Raw genomic sequence first — 14,575 nt, forward strand, 5'->3', positions numbered from 1 at the left:
GGGTTTTATTTTGGTTGAAAATTCGATGAAAAGACTTTAAAAAAGCCAATCCCCTTCGATCAAAGTGTTTAAAAACTTATCTTCGAGCAAGGAAAAACATCTGCGAACCATCGCAGCACTTCGTTATGATGTCCAATAATCTGCTCTGCTGTTAATAAATTCGTATCCCAAGTGCTATGGGCATCAGACACGAGGGTCACTTTAAAATCATTGCTAAAAGCACTTCTACAAGTTGTATCCACACATGCTTCTGTTTGAATCCCAGTGATAATTAAATGCTCCCTTTCTAACTTCTTTATTTCTTTCTTTAAAGAAGTGTGAAAAAATGCATCTGGCGTTGTTTTCTGAATGATAATATCCTCCTTTTCTGGAGCGATTTCGGGATGGATTTCCCAACCATGTGTACCATATTCCAGCGGTTTACCAATTGCTGATTGATGCTGTATGTAAAAGACAGGTGTTTTTGTGAAGCGTGCTTGATCCAGTAAAGATTTGATACGACGAAGTAATTGCTCGCCATTATGTACGACATTCCCTTTTTGAAACATGCCATTTTGGACATCAATAATCAAAAGTGCTTTTTTCATTCTTTTCCCCCTATATATAAGTTTCGAAAGTACCCAATTGTTTATTGTGATACACCACATCTAACGTTCGCTTTTTTTCTCCTTTTCTCCTTATTATGCCAGTTCTTTATGAAAATTAGAATAAGAAGTGATTGGGCCTTGATTCTAAGGAGAGAATAGGAAAATGAAACTTTTTCTACATCCAATCAGTATATGTATATATCATCCTTTTTCAAGGGTAGGAAAGCAGTAAGAGGATAATTAAGTTATTATTAGTATATTGATAGATAAATAAATTGAGGTGATTAACTTGATCCTTCATTATAAATGTCCAAATTGTGGGGGAGACATGAGCTTTAATGCAGATACTGGCAGTTTATCTTGCCCTAGCTGCGGAAATGAAGAGAATATTGAAAACTATCCAGAAAACTTAATGTCTGCATCATTTGAAGAAAATGAAGTAAAGGAGTACCATTGTGACAACTGTGGTGCAGTGTTATTAACAGAAGCAGATACTACGGCAACCAATTGTAGTTTTTGTGGTGCGGGAATAGTGATCGCCGATCGGTTGGCAGGTGTGCTTGCCCCTAAAAAAGTAATTCCTTTTACCATCAGTAAAGAAGAGGCCATCATAGCCTTTCGAAAATGGTGCAGAAAAGGACTTCTAACACCAAAAGGATTTATGAGTGCAGATCGGATAAAAAGCATTACAGGTATGTACGTTCCATTTTGGCTTTATGATTTAAATAGTGATGTGGATGTAACAGCATCATGTACGAAGGTTCGGACTTATACAAGTGGGGATTATATTTATACGGAAACGAAGTATTATGAAGCCTATCGGAAAATAAATTTAGATTATGTGAAAATTCCAGTAGATGCTTCTGAAAAAATGAATGACGAGCTAATGGATAAATTAGAGCCTTTTCCTTATGAACAGCTAAAAGATTTTAAAACACCTTATCTTGCTGGCTTTATATCGGAAAAATATAATTATACAGATTCAGCGTTATTGCCGAGAGCAAAAGATAAAATTAGTGATTATGTTGATTCCTTTGTGCACTCCACTTTCGCTGGATATCATTCGATTCATTATCGAGATAAAAATATTGATACGAGAGCGGTGCGAAGTGACTATGTGTTACTTCCTGTATGGATGGTAAGCTATGATTATGAAAACCAAGAGCATATTTTTGCGATGAATGGGCAAACAGGAAAAGTAGTAGGAAAACCGCCAATTAGTAAAGGAAAAGTGGCATTATGGTTTAGTGGAATTGCCGCTAGTTCCTTCCTAGCATTAAAATGTGTCTCCTTCTTTATGGGAGGTGGCTTCTTTTGAGAAAGTTGTTAATCAAGTATAGTAGTTTCCTTTTTATTGCCTTGGCAATAATGTCCATTTTTTCTGGTATGACAGTAAAGGCGGCTTCAGAAAACCAAAAGCAATTTGTTTTTGATCAAGCAATGCTTTTAACAGATACGGAAAGAACAGAACTAGAAAGCTTGGCAGTGGAATTAGGGGAAGAAACGGAAACGGCATTATTGGTACTAACATTAGATGGTATAGATGGAAAAGACATCAAGAAATACGTTGAGGATTATTATGATGATGAGGCACCTGGCTATGATCAGCCTTTTGGAAATACAGCTATTTTGGCAATTGACATGGAACAAAGGGATATTTATTTGGCCGGCTTTAAAAAGGCAGAAGATAATTTGGATAATGCTACTTTAGATTATATTCGGGAACAAATAACGCCAGCTTTATCTGAAGGTGACTATTTTGAGGCGTTCTCAACCTTTATGCATGAATCAGCCTATTATTTGGTTGATGATCCAGCAAATTTAGAAAATGATTATGATTACAGTGGAATTGCTGACTCTCGAAATGAATATATCGAAGGAAATAGTTCAAATGGGATGCTAGGACTTCTTTCTCATTGGGGCTTCCAATTGATTGTTTCTATTGTGCTTGCGGGAATTGTAGTGAGTATTATGGTCTTCCGATCAGGCGGAAAAGTAACGGTAAATGGCAATACGTATATGGATAAACGAAATTCAAAGATTATAAATAGACATGATCGCTTTATTCGAAAAACAGTGACAAAACAACGAAAGCCACAAAATAATTCAGGTGGTGGTGGAGGGATTACTGGTGGTGGTCACTCCCATAGTGGAAGTAGAGGGAAATTCTAAACAGTTATTTGAATAATGAAAGGGGATAGAACGATGTCATTTTTTCGCAATCAATTTGCAAATGTTGTGGAATGGGAAGAATTCAGAGAAGATATGATCTTCTATAAATGGAAAAACCGTGAAATTAAGAAGGGCAGTAAATTAATTATTCGCCCAGGGCAAGACGCTATCTTTTTAAACAATGGCAGTATAGAGGGAGCATTCCAAGAAGATGGAGAGTATGATATTGAGTCACAAATCGTCCCATTTTTATCAACTTTAAAAGGTTTCAAATTTGGATTTAACAGCGGAATGCGTGTAGAGGTGCTATTTGTCAATACAAAGGAATTTACGGTTAAATGGGGTACGAAAAATGCGATAAATATACCAGCAACTGGACTTCCTGGAGGAATGCCAATTCGAGCGAACGGAACCTTTCAATTTAAAGTAAATGATTATATTTCTTTAATTGATAAAATCGCAGGAATTAAGAACCAGTATTTAGTGGAAGATGTAAAAATACGCATTATCTCCGTTCTAGATCAGCTTCTTATGAAATGGATTGTCACAGAAGGAAAGGATATGTTTAATCTGCAGGCAAATGCCTTTGAAATTGCTAAAGGCATAAGAGAAGATTTAGATAGTCAAATGGCCGAAAGCGGACTTTCTATCACAGGCTTCCAAATCATGAGCTTTAGCTATCCGAAGGAAGTACAGGATATGATTAATAAAAATGCATCCCATGGAATGGTTGGCAATATTGATAAATATCAACAAATCTCCATGATAGATAGCATGTCTAGTGGGAAAAATTCTGGTGGTGGAACGGCATCTGACATGGCTGGAATGATGATGGGCATGAATATGGCTAATCAAATGATGGATAAAATGAATAAGCAAAATCAAAATCAGCAGCAAAATCAACAACCAGCATCGGAACCAGCATCGGAACCAGCACCACAGAGTCAGGAGAAAAAGCAGCGACCGAATTTCTGTCCAAATTGTGGGACGAAAACAGGGGAAGGGAATTTTTGCTCCAATTGTGGACATAAGTTAGTATAAAAATGGATACAGGACGGTTCTACTCGTTAGCGAGCCGTCCTGTTTTTTTGCGTGAATGTTCTTAACAAAAAATAAATTTAAGGGGATAATACTAATATCTTAATAAATAATTTGTATTAAAGAGGGAAGTAAATGAGCAACGAGAATAATATGGAGCGACGATTAAACACATTTATACAAGTATCGAAAAATATTACGACAAATGATAGTCTAAAGGAATTGATTCAGCAAATTATCGAAGACGTTATTGGCGCTATTGATAAGGCAGATGCAGGATTTTTATTGCTTTGGAATGAGGAAAATCAGTATTTGGAAATTGAGGCTGCCGTTAATTTTAAGGAAGATATTTATTTGCAAAATAAGCTGCTAGAAGGAGAAGGGATTAGCGGAACCGTTTTTGCAGAAGGTAGAAGCATGTTAATCAATACAATCGACGAAATTGAAAAAGCAATGTCCAATATGCGGAATAAGACACTTCAATATTATCTGAAATCGACGGTTCATGCTTTAATGCCAGTTAGCTGTATGTCTGTGTTGCTTGTTTATCAGCAGCAAAAAATTGGCGTTCTTACGATTGATAACTTTAAAAATGAAGGCTTTTTCACAGAAGAGGATTTACGATTTCTAGAAGCAATCGGGAGTCAAATAGCCATCTCTATTGTAAATGCACGTGCTTTTTATGAAAAACAACAAAGAGCTCTACAGTTAGAAACAATTCTTAAACTGCATAATCAATTAAATGAGACAGTGCTAGAAGGAAACGGGATGCAATCACTTGTAAAAAGTCTTGCCCGAAATCCAAATGATTGCATTTATTATTTTGATTCATTAGGTCGGCTTGATATATCTCATCCAACCTCTAGCGGCGATGTTTCATTTTTAAGCGACTGGCTTAGGGAAAATCGGAAAGTCCTGCAAATCCAGCAGCTACAGAAAATATATAAAAGGGAGGAGTTGTTTGGACAGGCATTATCTGTGCAATCTTCATTTGGAACAATTGGTTATTTAGTGATTACAGGAAAAAGCGTTCCACTCGATATTGTGGGAGAGCTTTCCTTTCAGCATGCTGCTTCTATTATTGCGATTGAGCAAATAAAGCTCCAAGAACAATTAAAGAGCAGACAAGCGGAAAAGGAAGCTTTATTAAAAGATATTTTAAACTTGAATTTAACTACAGAGGTTCAAGGCTATTTAAAAAAACAGGAGATGATTCCTTCCAAGTACTTTGTCTTTCTTGTAATCAAAAGCAAGCAGCATTCTTTTGAAGAACTAACGCAGTTTCATTTGCTAGAGGAAGGGATGCGGCAAGTATTCAAAAAAGAATTTTCAGTGATGATTTTCCCAAATCGAAATAAACTATTTCTGCTGTTAGGCGCAAAGAAGGAAGATTCGGGGAATGTTCAAGTTGTTAGACAATATATAGAACGATTACAAGCGAGCTATAAGGATATACTCGTTTATATTGGCCGTCCGGTTTACTCGATGCGTCACCTCCCCATCTCCTATAAAGATGCTGAATTATTAGAGAAAGAGATGGATCCCATTCAAAAAGAGGAATCGGTGTTTGACTTTCAAGCTCTTGGCTATAAGCGCTACTTATTTAATGTACCAGAAGAAGAAGCAGAATACTTTGTAGAAAATATTTTGGGACCTATTCTTTCCCAAGTAAATAATCGAACAAAAAATGAATGGTTGAGTACCTTACAAAGCTACTTATATTCGAATAAAAATGTCTCAAAAACAGCTGAAATAATGCATCTTCACCAAAATACGGTCTACTATCGAATTCAACAAATTCAGGAAAAATTGAACTGTGACTTTGATAATCTAGACCACTTAACTAATTTAAAGGTAGCATTGTTTTTGTATGAACGACAAGAACAAGGAACGATGGGGAATGAAGAGTATTAACAAACAGCATTACGGAAACATTCCTCTTAAAAAGCTATTGAAAAGCCAAACAATCATACGAAAACTTTCGTGTAATTGTTTGGCTTTGTCTTTGGCTAAAATACATATGTCCCAGCTTCTTTTTCCTTTTATTCGTTAATCAAGCTTTCTTGTTTAATTTCGACAGACTCATTCTTTAAATAGTGTAATGCTGCAGTTCCTAGTGTCTTGGCTGCGATTAAAAGTGACCGCTCATCAATATTGAATCTAGGATGATGATGTGGATATACTTCTTTCCAATTAGGATCCATGGCACCTGTAAAGAAGAAGGCGCCTTTTACATGCTGTAAGTAGTATGCGAAATCTTCTCCGCCCATAAGTGGATCACAAATTCTTACTTGTTGCACTTCTTCTATTTGTTCTGCATGCTTGATAATAAAGTCTGTTTCTTCTTGATGGTTCACAACAGCAGGATAGCCACGTTTAAAATGATAATCATAAGTTGCATCAACCATCTCACAGGATGCCTTGATGACATTTCCAATTTCCTTCTCGATTAAGTCACGAGCTTCATCGTGGAATGTTCGCGCTGTTCCGCTTAATTTTACAGTATCAGCAATAACATTAAAGGGATTCTGCGCTTCAAAGCTACCAATAGAAACAACAGCAGGGTGTAATGGATTTACTCTTCTTGAAACAATTTGCTGTACATTTGTAATAAATTGGGCACCAATCATAATCGCGTCTTTCGTCATATGTGGCTCGGATCCGTGGCCGCCCTTTCCTTGAATGGTAATATCGAATTGGTCGGCAGCTGCCATAATAGGACCTGCGTTAATCATAATATTTCCAAGTGGTTCTGTTGCCCATAGATGGGTACCGAAAATAACATCCACCCCTTCTAAACATCCATCCTCAATCATTGCAATCGCACCACCTGGAGATAGCTCTTCCGCAAATTGATGAATAAAGACAATGGTTCCTTCGAAGTCTGCCTGCAGCTTGTTTAATGCTTTTGCTAATACTAATAAAGTAGCAGTATGACCGTCATGGCCACATGCATGCATGACCCCATCTACTTTAGATTTATAAGGAATATCATTTTCTTCCTGGATGGCAAGTGCGTCAAAGTCTGCCCGTAATGCAACTGTTTTACCTGGTTTGTTCCCTCTTAGTGTAGCAACTACACCGCGACCACCAACGCCAGTTCTAACTTCATGCCCTAATTTTTGATGATATTCTGCAATATAAGCAGGTGTATATACTTCGTGATAGGATAATTCTGGATGTTCGTGAAGATGACGACGAATTTCAATCATCTCCTGTTCGTATTCTTTTAAGAGTGAAAATAAAGCTTCCATGTTACTTACCCCTCATTTCCATTTTTTTAAAATTATATGTAGCATGGCAACCTAAATTTCAGGTTGCACATGGTGAATGTCTAAATTATTTTAAGAAGATAGGGTCTCCTGGTCCTAATGGAAGTCCACATAAATACCAGACTGAGAACAATAAAATCCAACTAATCGCAAAGAAGATAGAATAAGGAAGCAATGCTGATATTAGAGTTCCAATCCCAATCGACTTATCGTGTTTTCTAGCAAAAGCTAAAAGGATCGCAAAGTAGGCAAGCATTGGTGTGATTGGATTTGTGATAGAATCTCCAATTCGATAAGCCATTTGCGTTAATGCTGGGCTATAGCCTAAATACATAAACATCGGAACAAAGATTGTAGATAGTAATGCCCATTTTGCAGATGCGCTGGCAATTAATAGATTAATAAACGAACAAATAATGATGAAACCAATAATCATTGGCAGACCAGTAAAGTTCATCGCTTGAAGCAATTCTGCACCTTTAATCGCAAGAATCGGACCAATATTGCTCCAGCTAAAGTAAGCAATCATTTGTGCAGCGACAAAAGCTAGCACGATAAACGGAGCTAAGTCTGCAATGGATTTAAATAGTTTTTCCGCAATATCTTTATCACTTTTAACCGTTTTAGAGCCAATACCATATGCTAAAGCAGGTAATAAAAAGAAAAATAGCATGAGTGGAACGATTGAGGACATAAATGGCGAGTTAATAACAGAGCCTGTCTCTAAATCGCGTAGCCAACCATTTCTTGGAATAACCATTAATAAAATGACAGCTAAATAGATGATTAAGGTAATACCGGCAAAACGTAATCCTCTTTTTTCATTTGCAGTTACTTGGTCTAGTTGTTGTACTACACCTGTGTATTTGCCAAAGCGAGGTTCCACAAATTTTACGGTAACCCAAGTAGTGACAGCAACTAATAAAAAGGTAGAAATGATTAAGAAATAATAATTCATCGTAGGATTTCCAACATAATTAGGATCTACCGTTTTTGCAGCTTGTTCTGTAATGCCGGCTACTAATACATCTAAAGAATTAAGAATCAGATTTGCACTATAGCCACCAGCAATAGCTGCATAAGTGGCAATAAGACCCACAATAGGACTTCTTCCCACACTCATAAAAATAAGCGCTGCAATTGGTGGGAACACGATAAATGCCGCATCTGCTGCAATATTGCCAAGGACTCCTGTTAAAACAATAACAGGAAGGATTAATTTTTTTGGTGCACTTAACACCGTTTTTTTCATAACCGTTTGGATAAGACCTGTCGTTTCTGCAAGACCAACCCCTAGCATAATGACTAATACTAGTCCAAATGGAGGGAAGGAAGTAAAGTTGCTCACCATACTTGTTAAGATTTGAATAATACCTTCTCGATTCAGTAAATTAACTACTTCAATAGTCTCGCCTGAGCTAGGATTAGTAGCAGAGACACCAATTAAAGATAGTAAATAAGAAGCGACTAAAATAATGGCTGACATGATGACAAACAACGTAATAGGGTCAGGTAACTTATTACCTGCACGTTCAATGATGTTTAAAAACTTGTCCACTAGTTTTGTTTTACTAGGCGGTGTTGGTTCGGAATAGTTTGGATGTTTTTTTGCAAGTTCGCTCATATGTACCTCCGTGTTGTGAAGTGTTTTTGGATTTTTTAAAATTATACGAATATTTAAGAAAATAATCTATGGAATAAATTCTAAATTTCTTCCTTATTTTTGTGTTCAAATACAAAGAAGTAGTCGGATAGAGGCTTAGGAAAGATGCACCTTTACGGTTTACAATAAATAAAATATAAAGTAGTATGTAATAGGTTTAAAGATTACTAGCAAGGAGTTGAATTTTTATGAGTACTCGAATGTGTAAGGAACCTGATCCGGAACCCACGGCCATGAAAGAGGGAGTCATGAATAACCCTTCCTTTAGAAGTTTGAATGCTGATAAAGATTCAACTTTATTTGGCAGAGCATTTTGACTTCCTCTAAACAAGAGGAGGTAAGAACATGAGAAAAATTTATATTTCTACTGAAGAAGGAATGCTGAAAGAAACGGATAGCATGATGGATGGCTGCTGGATTAATTTAATTGCACCAACAGAAGCGGAAATTACAGAAATTGCTACCGGTTTAGATATTCCATTAGCGTTTATGAAAGATCCCTTGGATGAAGAAGAGCGTTCAAGAATTGAAAAGGATGGGGAAAATGTCTTAATTATCGTGAATCTTCCCCTTGTTTCCTTTGATGAGAAAAATATGCCTATTTATGACACAATCCCATTAGGTATGATTATTGCCAAGAATTGCTTTATTACGGTTTGCTTAAAGGATAATCCGATATTTCACCAGTTTTCTGAAGGCAGAATGAAGAGCTTTTTTACGTATAAAAAGACACGATTCTCCCTGCAAATATTATACTGTATGGCAACTGCCTATTTAAAATATTTAAAGCAAATTAGCAAGAAGACAGATACTATTGAAAAAGAACTTCACCAATCTATGAAAAACAAAGAGCTATTTTCCTTGCTTAATATCGAAAAAAGCTTGGTGTATTTTACCACTTCCTTAAAATCAAATAATATTGTCATGCAAAAAATGCTCAAAAGCAATTATTTGAAAATGTACGAAGATGATCAAGAATTGCTAGAAGATGTAATTATTGAGAATCAGCAGGCAATTGAGATGGCTGAAACCCATATGTCTATTTTAAGTGGGATGATGGACGCTTTTGCTTCTGTTATTTCAAATAATGTCAATATTGTCATGAAATTCTTAACATCTTTCACGATTATTTTGTCATTACCAACAATGGTTGCAAGCTTTTATGGAATGAATGTTCATATTCCATATCAAGATGTACCATATTCTTTTACAATTGCGATTATGATTTCCTTCCTATTATCAGGCGTAACTGCTTTGATCTTTTGGAAGAAGCGGTTTTTTTAATAAAGGGGCCTGCTCGTTGTCTCTAACTCCTCCATTTTGAAGTGGAGGAGTTTTCTAATAAAAGGAGCGGAATTCTTTAGGAGTATATCCTGTTTCTTTTTTAAAGGTGGCAACAAAGTGACTTGTATCATTGAATCCAGTTAGAAAGGTAATGTCTTTTATTTTTACATCTCTTTTTGTAACTAAAATTTCTTTAGCCTTTTTGATTCGATAAGCAAGTACATATTGATAGACGGAAATGCCAACAAATCGTCTAAAAAGCTTGTTCAAATACTGTGGCGATATAAAGAGCCTTCCTGCTATCTCGGAAATATCACATTTTTCTCCATAATTTGTTTCAATCCATTCGATAGTAGGGGAGATATATTGATGATATAAATCATTCTTTTGAAACGTTCTGTGTAAACCATGATCCCGGATATTTAGTAAGAAGTTATACACGTCAACGGAAAGCTTTTGCTGTACAGAGTTTTTGTTTTCGTTTTTTATATGTGATAACATCCTCTGCGTCCAATCACTATAGGAAAAATCAGGACAGTCATTTGCTAGATAGTAAGAGGAAGTACCAAGTATCTCGGCTATACTTGCGGAAAAAGTACCGTTAATTGTCATAAAGTTTGTGCGCCATCCTTTTGCTGAAATCGATTCATAAAAGTGGGGAACAAATGGTGCGATAAGTATCCCTTCTTGAGGATGCAATTGGATTTTTTCATTTGCAATCGTTACTTCCCCTAATCCTTCTGCTGTTTGTAGCCAGTGATAGTAAGGATATCCCTCTTCTCTTAAGACCATTGGTTGTTCCCACATATACCCAATGCTTTCAATGGAAAAAGGATTGAAATGATCTAGTAAATTAAAATATACTTCCATTTATGTATCCCCTTACAATAGTTTCATAATTTTATATAAACTAGTTACTCTTATTATACTTTTTCTCCATTTGCCTTTCTATAATGAATGTATAAAAAGTGCGGAGGGATGAAATATGGAGAAAAAATTGTTTAATCGTTTTTTGTATGGAGGAGATTATAATCCGAATCAGTGGCCAAAGGATATCTGGGAAGAGGATATGCGCATTTTTAAAAAGGCAGGAATTAATTCGGCAACAATCAATGTTTTTTCATGGGCAAAAATTCAGCCTTCGGAAGAAGTATATTATTTTGATGAGCTAGACGAAATCATAGAAATGCTAAGTAAGGATAGGTATGACATTATTCTCGCTACTTCTACTGCTTCTTTGCCTGCATGGATGGTAAAAAGATATCCTGAAGTGGCGCGAACCGATTATGAAGGAAGACATCATAAGTTTGGACAAAGACATAATGCTTGTCCGAACAGTCTTGTTTATCAGAAGTTTGCTAGCAAATTGGCAGGAAAACTTGCAGAAAGATATGGAAGCAATCCCCATGTAACCTGTTGGCATATTAATAATGAGTATGGGGGCGAGTGCTATTGCGAAAACTGTGAGAAGGCCTTTCGTGTATGGCTAAAAAATCGCTATAAAACGATTGAAGCACTAAACAAAGCATGGAACTTAGAATTCTGGGGTCATACTATTTATGAATGGGATGAAGTAGTATTGCCGAATGCACTAAGTGAAGGAATTGGCAGCGATAAAACCGCTTTTGCAGGAATATCTATAGATTATCGCCGTTTCAACTCGGATAGCATGCTGGAAAATTTCAAGATGGAACGAGATTCGATTCGGAAATACGATACTGAAACGCCAATCACTACAAATTTAATGGGTACTTACAAAAATTTAGATTACTTTAAATGGGCAAAAGAGATGGACATTGTTTCCTGGGACAATTATCCAAGCTATAATACACCATTAAGCTATACAGCGATGTGCCATGATTTGATGCGCGGGCTTAAAGATGGGCAACCATTTATGCTAATGGAACAAACCCCAAGTCAACAAAACTGGCAGCCTTATAATTCCTTAAAAAGACCAGGGAAAATGCGTGCGCAAAGCTACCAGACAATTGCCCATGGAGCTGACACCATCCAATTTTTCCAGCTACGCCGTTCAGTAGGGGCATGTGAAAAATTTCATGGTGCTGTCATTGAACATGTTGGACATGAAAATACACGAGTGTTTCGAGAAGTGATGGAGCTTGGAAAAGAACTACAGCAATTAGAGGAAATTCTAGGATCAACAATAAAAAGTAAAGTCGGCATCATGTTTGACTGGGAAAATTATTGGGCGCTGGAGTATACGAGTGGACCAAATAAAGATTTAACCTATGTAGACCAAATCCATCAGTACTATCAATATTTTTATAATGAAAATATTCTAGTCGATATGATTTCGGTCGATAGTGATCTCTCTAAATATGATGTGGTGGTAGCCCCAGTTCTTTATATGATGAAAGCAGGCTTGGCAGAGCGCATTACAGCGTTTGTTGAAAATGGAGGACAGTTTGTCACTACCTTTATGAGCGGTATTGTGAATGAATCAGATAATGTATACCTAGGAGGATACCCAGGACCATTGCGCAAAATAGCTGGAATATGGGTAGAAGAAATAGATGCATTAGCGCCAGAGCAAAAAAATGCCGTTGCATTTAATGATGGAAATGCATATACCTGTACGTTGCTATGTGACATTATTCATCTCGAAGGTGCAGAGGCCATTGCCACCTATAAAGAGGATTTCTACAGTGATACTCCAGCAATTACGAAAAATTCGTATGGGAAAGGGAATGTCTGGTATGTTGGCACACAAGTAGAGCAAGAGGGCATTGCCCATTTATTCGATCAAGTGATAGCAGAAACGACTGTAAAACCAATCTGCACGAACGGAAAAGGTCTAGAAATTACGAAAAGAGACACAGCAGATTCCTCCTATTATTTTGTTATTAATCAACATCCAAAGATACAGAAATTGCCAGAAGAGCTTGTTGGCAAACTAAATCTATTAACCGGAGAAGTAGTAAAAGAAGCACTAGAGCTAGAGCAATTTGCTGTGCTTTTATTGAAATAATAATTTTGCTGCACCGATGTTGGTGCAGCTTTTTGCTTTGGAGGTTTAGAGGGGGAGATTGGTGATTGATCCTGGATGAAGGCCGGGAGCTTTGGGGAAGCGGGAAAAGTGGTGTTTATGGAGGAGATGAAAACCAAAAATGATGACAGGAGAGGGAAAAATGGAGTTCATCCAGTCGATGAAAACCAAAATTGATGACAGGAGAGGAAAAAGTGGAGTTCATCCAGTCGATGAAAACCAAAATTGATGAAAGGAGAGGGAAAAGTGGTGTTCATCAAGCCGATGAAAACCAAAATCCATGCCAAAAGCTGGAAAAGTAGTGTTCACCAAACCAATGAACACCAAACCTCATGCCAAAAACAAAAAAGGTTTTCATCCCAAGCATGAAAACCGAATTTACAAGTGTAAAAGAAAAAGTGTCTTTACTAAACAGCTTTTCTCCAAAAACGAAAGAACCATTAACCGTGCAGTTTATTCTTCAACAGAGGAGTTTCCCATTCCATCACACAGGATTACTGTAATAAGTAATAAAATTAATATCTTGATTGTAATTTCCAAACCCTTTTCCAAATAAAGTAACGCCACCAAGATTGTGGGCATCTTCTTTTATTTCTACCTTTAAATCCCACATTCCACGTTGTTCTTCACGAAACTCGTCAATAGTAGTGTCTGATAATTTTTTCCCATCTGCATAAACACCATGCTTGGTAATGCGAATTGTTAGCAAGATGCCGTATTGATTGGTTTCATTCGGCCACCAATCAGGGGTGAAGCGACCTCTTGTATCAGAAAAGTCTCCTGGGCTAGTCCACATACACAGCTCTTTTCCATTTAAGGAGAACGTAATGTCAGATGGCCAAACATTATTGGAAAAAGGGAATTCTGATGATGCCTCTAATACAATATCAATCATCTCTAGCCTATCCGTCTTTTTTAAAATAGATGGAATGCGATATTCAATAAATCCCTTTGTAAACCAAAGGATAGCTGCTTGATTTTTTTGTGGATCCATAAAGTATTTGGGATCATCGTATTCGCCAATTGGATGTGTTGTGGTAGCAAGTCCGCATGTTGGATAAACATCAAAATTAAAATAATGCCCAACAGGAATTTCCTGTTTATAGCTTTCATAAGCAGAGTAGATCTTTTGTGGAAATTGTATTTCAATTCGATCTACTTTTAAGATAACAACTTTTTGCAGACCAGATTTACCAGGGATTGTTTCGGTTTTTACTAACCCTGCATCGCTCATTTTTGTAATATGTCTACTCACTATCGCACTACTTATATTCAATTCCTTCGCTAGTTCTCCAATATTCATTTTTTTCTTGGATAATAATTTAATAATGTTGATTCGAGTAGGACTGGATAGAACCTCGTACACAGGGATAGAATTTTCCGAAATATCTAATTGCATGTGTGATTCCCCCTTTTATTATTCTTATATTACTACAGGAATAAATTAATGGCAAAATAAATTATTTTACATAACCGAATGGTTAACAAAGATGATGAAAATTATTAAAATAGTATACTATTAAGTTATTGGCAACGGTTACAAAATATAATA

Annotated in this window: 12 protein-coding genes; 7 read left to right on the top strand and 5 right to left on the bottom strand. The window is 36.5% G+C overall.

The window, feature by feature from the left end; translation table 11 throughout:
• Nucleotides 1–68: 68 nt before the first annotated feature.
• Nucleotides 69–587: a cysteine hydrolase family protein gene (locus tag ACTQ5K_RS16215; protein ID WP_349204834.1), complete on the bottom strand. Its 519-nt coding sequence runs from the start codon at nt 585–587 to the stop codon at nt 69–71.
• Between the two features lie 289 nt (nt 588–876).
• Here ACTQ5K_RS16215 and ACTQ5K_RS16220 point away from each other — a divergent pair, with 289 nt between their 5' ends.
• The 4 genes from ACTQ5K_RS16220 (at nt 877) to ACTQ5K_RS16235 (ending at nt 5,711) form a co-directional block, all read left to right on the top strand.
• Nucleotides 877–1,905, top strand: coding sequence for a TFIIB-type zinc ribbon-containing protein (locus ACTQ5K_RS16220; RefSeq protein ID WP_349204836.1), 1,029 nt, complete (start codon nt 877–879; stop codon nt 1,903–1,905).
• The gene (locus ACTQ5K_RS16225) at nt 1,902–2,759 is read left to right on the top strand and encodes a TPM domain-containing protein (protein ID WP_048719339.1); all 858 of its coding nucleotides are present in this window, start codon (nt 1,902–1,904) and stop codon (nt 2,757–2,759) included. The genes ACTQ5K_RS16220 and ACTQ5K_RS16225 overlap by 4 nt, the downstream gene beginning before the upstream one ends.
• 33 nt (nt 2,760–2,792) lie before the next feature.
• Nucleotides 2,793–3,800: an SPFH domain-containing protein gene (locus ACTQ5K_RS16230; protein WP_031536107.1), complete on the top strand. Its 1,008-nt coding sequence runs from the start codon at nt 2,793–2,795 to the stop codon at nt 3,798–3,800.
• A 132-nt stretch (nt 3,801–3,932) separates the two neighbouring features.
• Complete coding sequence (locus ACTQ5K_RS16235) at nt 3,933–5,711, top strand: helix-turn-helix domain-containing protein (RefSeq protein ID WP_031536109.1); 1,779 nt, start codon at nt 3,933–3,935, stop codon at nt 5,709–5,711.
• Between the two features lie 128 nt (nt 5,712–5,839).
• On the opposite strand, the gene ACTQ5K_RS16240 is transcribed toward ACTQ5K_RS16235, so the two are convergent.
• Both ACTQ5K_RS16240 and ACTQ5K_RS16245 read right to left on the bottom strand, forming a co-directional pair.
• Entirely contained in the window at nt 5,840–7,051 is a 1,212-nt protein-coding gene (locus ACTQ5K_RS16240) for a M20 family metallopeptidase (protein ID WP_349204838.1), read from the bottom strand.
• An 85-nt stretch (nt 7,052–7,136) separates the two neighbouring features.
• Nucleotides 7,137–8,693, bottom strand: a complete 1,557-nt coding sequence (locus ACTQ5K_RS16245; RefSeq protein WP_251628346.1) for an AbgT family transporter — start codon at nt 8,691–8,693, stop codon at nt 7,137–7,139.
• Nucleotides 8,694–8,920: 227 nt separating this feature from the next.
• Here ACTQ5K_RS16245 and ACTQ5K_RS16250 point away from each other — a divergent pair, with 227 nt between their 5' ends.
• Together ACTQ5K_RS16250 and ACTQ5K_RS16255 are read left to right on the top strand one after the other, a co-directional pair.
• On the top strand, nt 8,921–9,049 hold the full coding sequence (locus tag ACTQ5K_RS16250; RefSeq protein ID WP_285846453.1) for a hypothetical protein: 129 nt from the start codon (nt 8,921–8,923) through the stop codon (nt 9,047–9,049).
• Between the two features lie 28 nt (nt 9,050–9,077).
• Nucleotides 9,078–10,016 (top strand): magnesium transporter CorA family protein, encoded by a 939-nt coding sequence (locus tag ACTQ5K_RS16255; protein WP_251628348.1) that lies wholly within the window; start codon nt 9,078–9,080, stop codon nt 10,014–10,016.
• 54 nt (nt 10,017–10,070) lie between these two features.
• Here ACTQ5K_RS16255 and ACTQ5K_RS16260 read toward each other — a convergent pair whose 3' ends face one another.
• Complete coding sequence (locus ACTQ5K_RS16260) at nt 10,071–10,886, bottom strand: AraC family transcriptional regulator (RefSeq protein WP_251628350.1); 816 nt, start codon at nt 10,884–10,886, stop codon at nt 10,071–10,073.
• A 115-nt stretch (nt 10,887–11,001) separates the two neighbouring features.
• On the opposite strand from ACTQ5K_RS16260, the gene ACTQ5K_RS16265 reads away from it, so the two are divergent.
• Nucleotides 11,002–13,005 carry a beta-galactosidase gene (locus tag ACTQ5K_RS16265; protein ID WP_031536120.1) on the top strand — a complete coding sequence of 668 codons (2,004 nt, stop codon included), beginning with the start codon at nt 11,002–11,004 and terminating at the stop codon, nt 13,003–13,005.
• 502 nt (nt 13,006–13,507) lie between these two features.
• Here the strand turns inward: ACTQ5K_RS16265 and ACTQ5K_RS16270 are convergent.
• Nucleotides 13,508–14,422 (bottom strand): ArsR/SmtB family transcription factor, encoded by a 915-nt coding sequence (locus ACTQ5K_RS16270; protein WP_031536123.1) that lies wholly within the window; start codon nt 14,420–14,422, stop codon nt 13,508–13,510.
• Nucleotides 14,423–14,575: the final 153 nt, after the last annotated feature.

The sequence above is a fragment of the Niallia sp. Sow4_A1 genome (assembly GCF_052116745.1).
In the GTDB taxonomy this organism is placed as follows: domain Bacteria; phylum Bacillota; class Bacilli; order Bacillales; family Cytobacillaceae; genus Niallia; species Niallia hominis.

What these genes read in the sequence shown, in the direction of transcription:
- ACTQ5K_RS16215 (WP_349204834.1), bottom strand. Translation starts at nt 587, where the DNA reads ATGAAAAAAGCACTTTTGATTATTGATGTCCAAAATGGCATGTTTCAA.
- ACTQ5K_RS16260 (WP_251628350.1), bottom strand. Translation starts at nt 10,886, where the DNA reads ATGGAAGTATATTTTAATTTACTAGATCATTTCAATCCTTTTTCCATT.
- ACTQ5K_RS16240 (WP_349204838.1), bottom strand. Translation starts at nt 7,051, where the DNA reads ATGGAAGCTTTATTTTCACTCTTAAAAGAATACGAACAGGAGATGATT.
- ACTQ5K_RS16265 (WP_031536120.1), top strand. Translation starts at nt 11,002, where the DNA reads ATGGAGAAAAAATTGTTTAATCGTTTTTTGTATGGAGGAGATTATAAT.
- ACTQ5K_RS16230 (WP_031536107.1), top strand. Translation starts at nt 2,793, where the DNA reads ATGTCATTTTTTCGCAATCAATTTGCAAATGTTGTGGAATGGGAAGAA.
- ACTQ5K_RS16255 (WP_251628348.1), top strand. Translation starts at nt 9,078, where the DNA reads ATGAGAAAAATTTATATTTCTACTGAAGAAGGAATGCTGAAAGAAACG.
- ACTQ5K_RS16235 (WP_031536109.1), top strand. Translation starts at nt 3,933, where the DNA reads ATGAGCAACGAGAATAATATGGAGCGACGATTAAACACATTTATACAA.
- ACTQ5K_RS16270 (WP_031536123.1), bottom strand. Translation starts at nt 14,422, where the DNA reads ATGCAATTAGATATTTCGGAAAATTCTATCCCTGTGTACGAGGTTCTA.
- ACTQ5K_RS16245 (WP_251628346.1), bottom strand. Translation starts at nt 8,693, where the DNA reads ATGAGCGAACTTGCAAAAAAACATCCAAACTATTCCGAACCAACACCG.
- ACTQ5K_RS16250 (WP_285846453.1), top strand. Translation starts at nt 8,921, where the DNA reads ATGAGTACTCGAATGTGTAAGGAACCTGATCCGGAACCCACGGCCATG.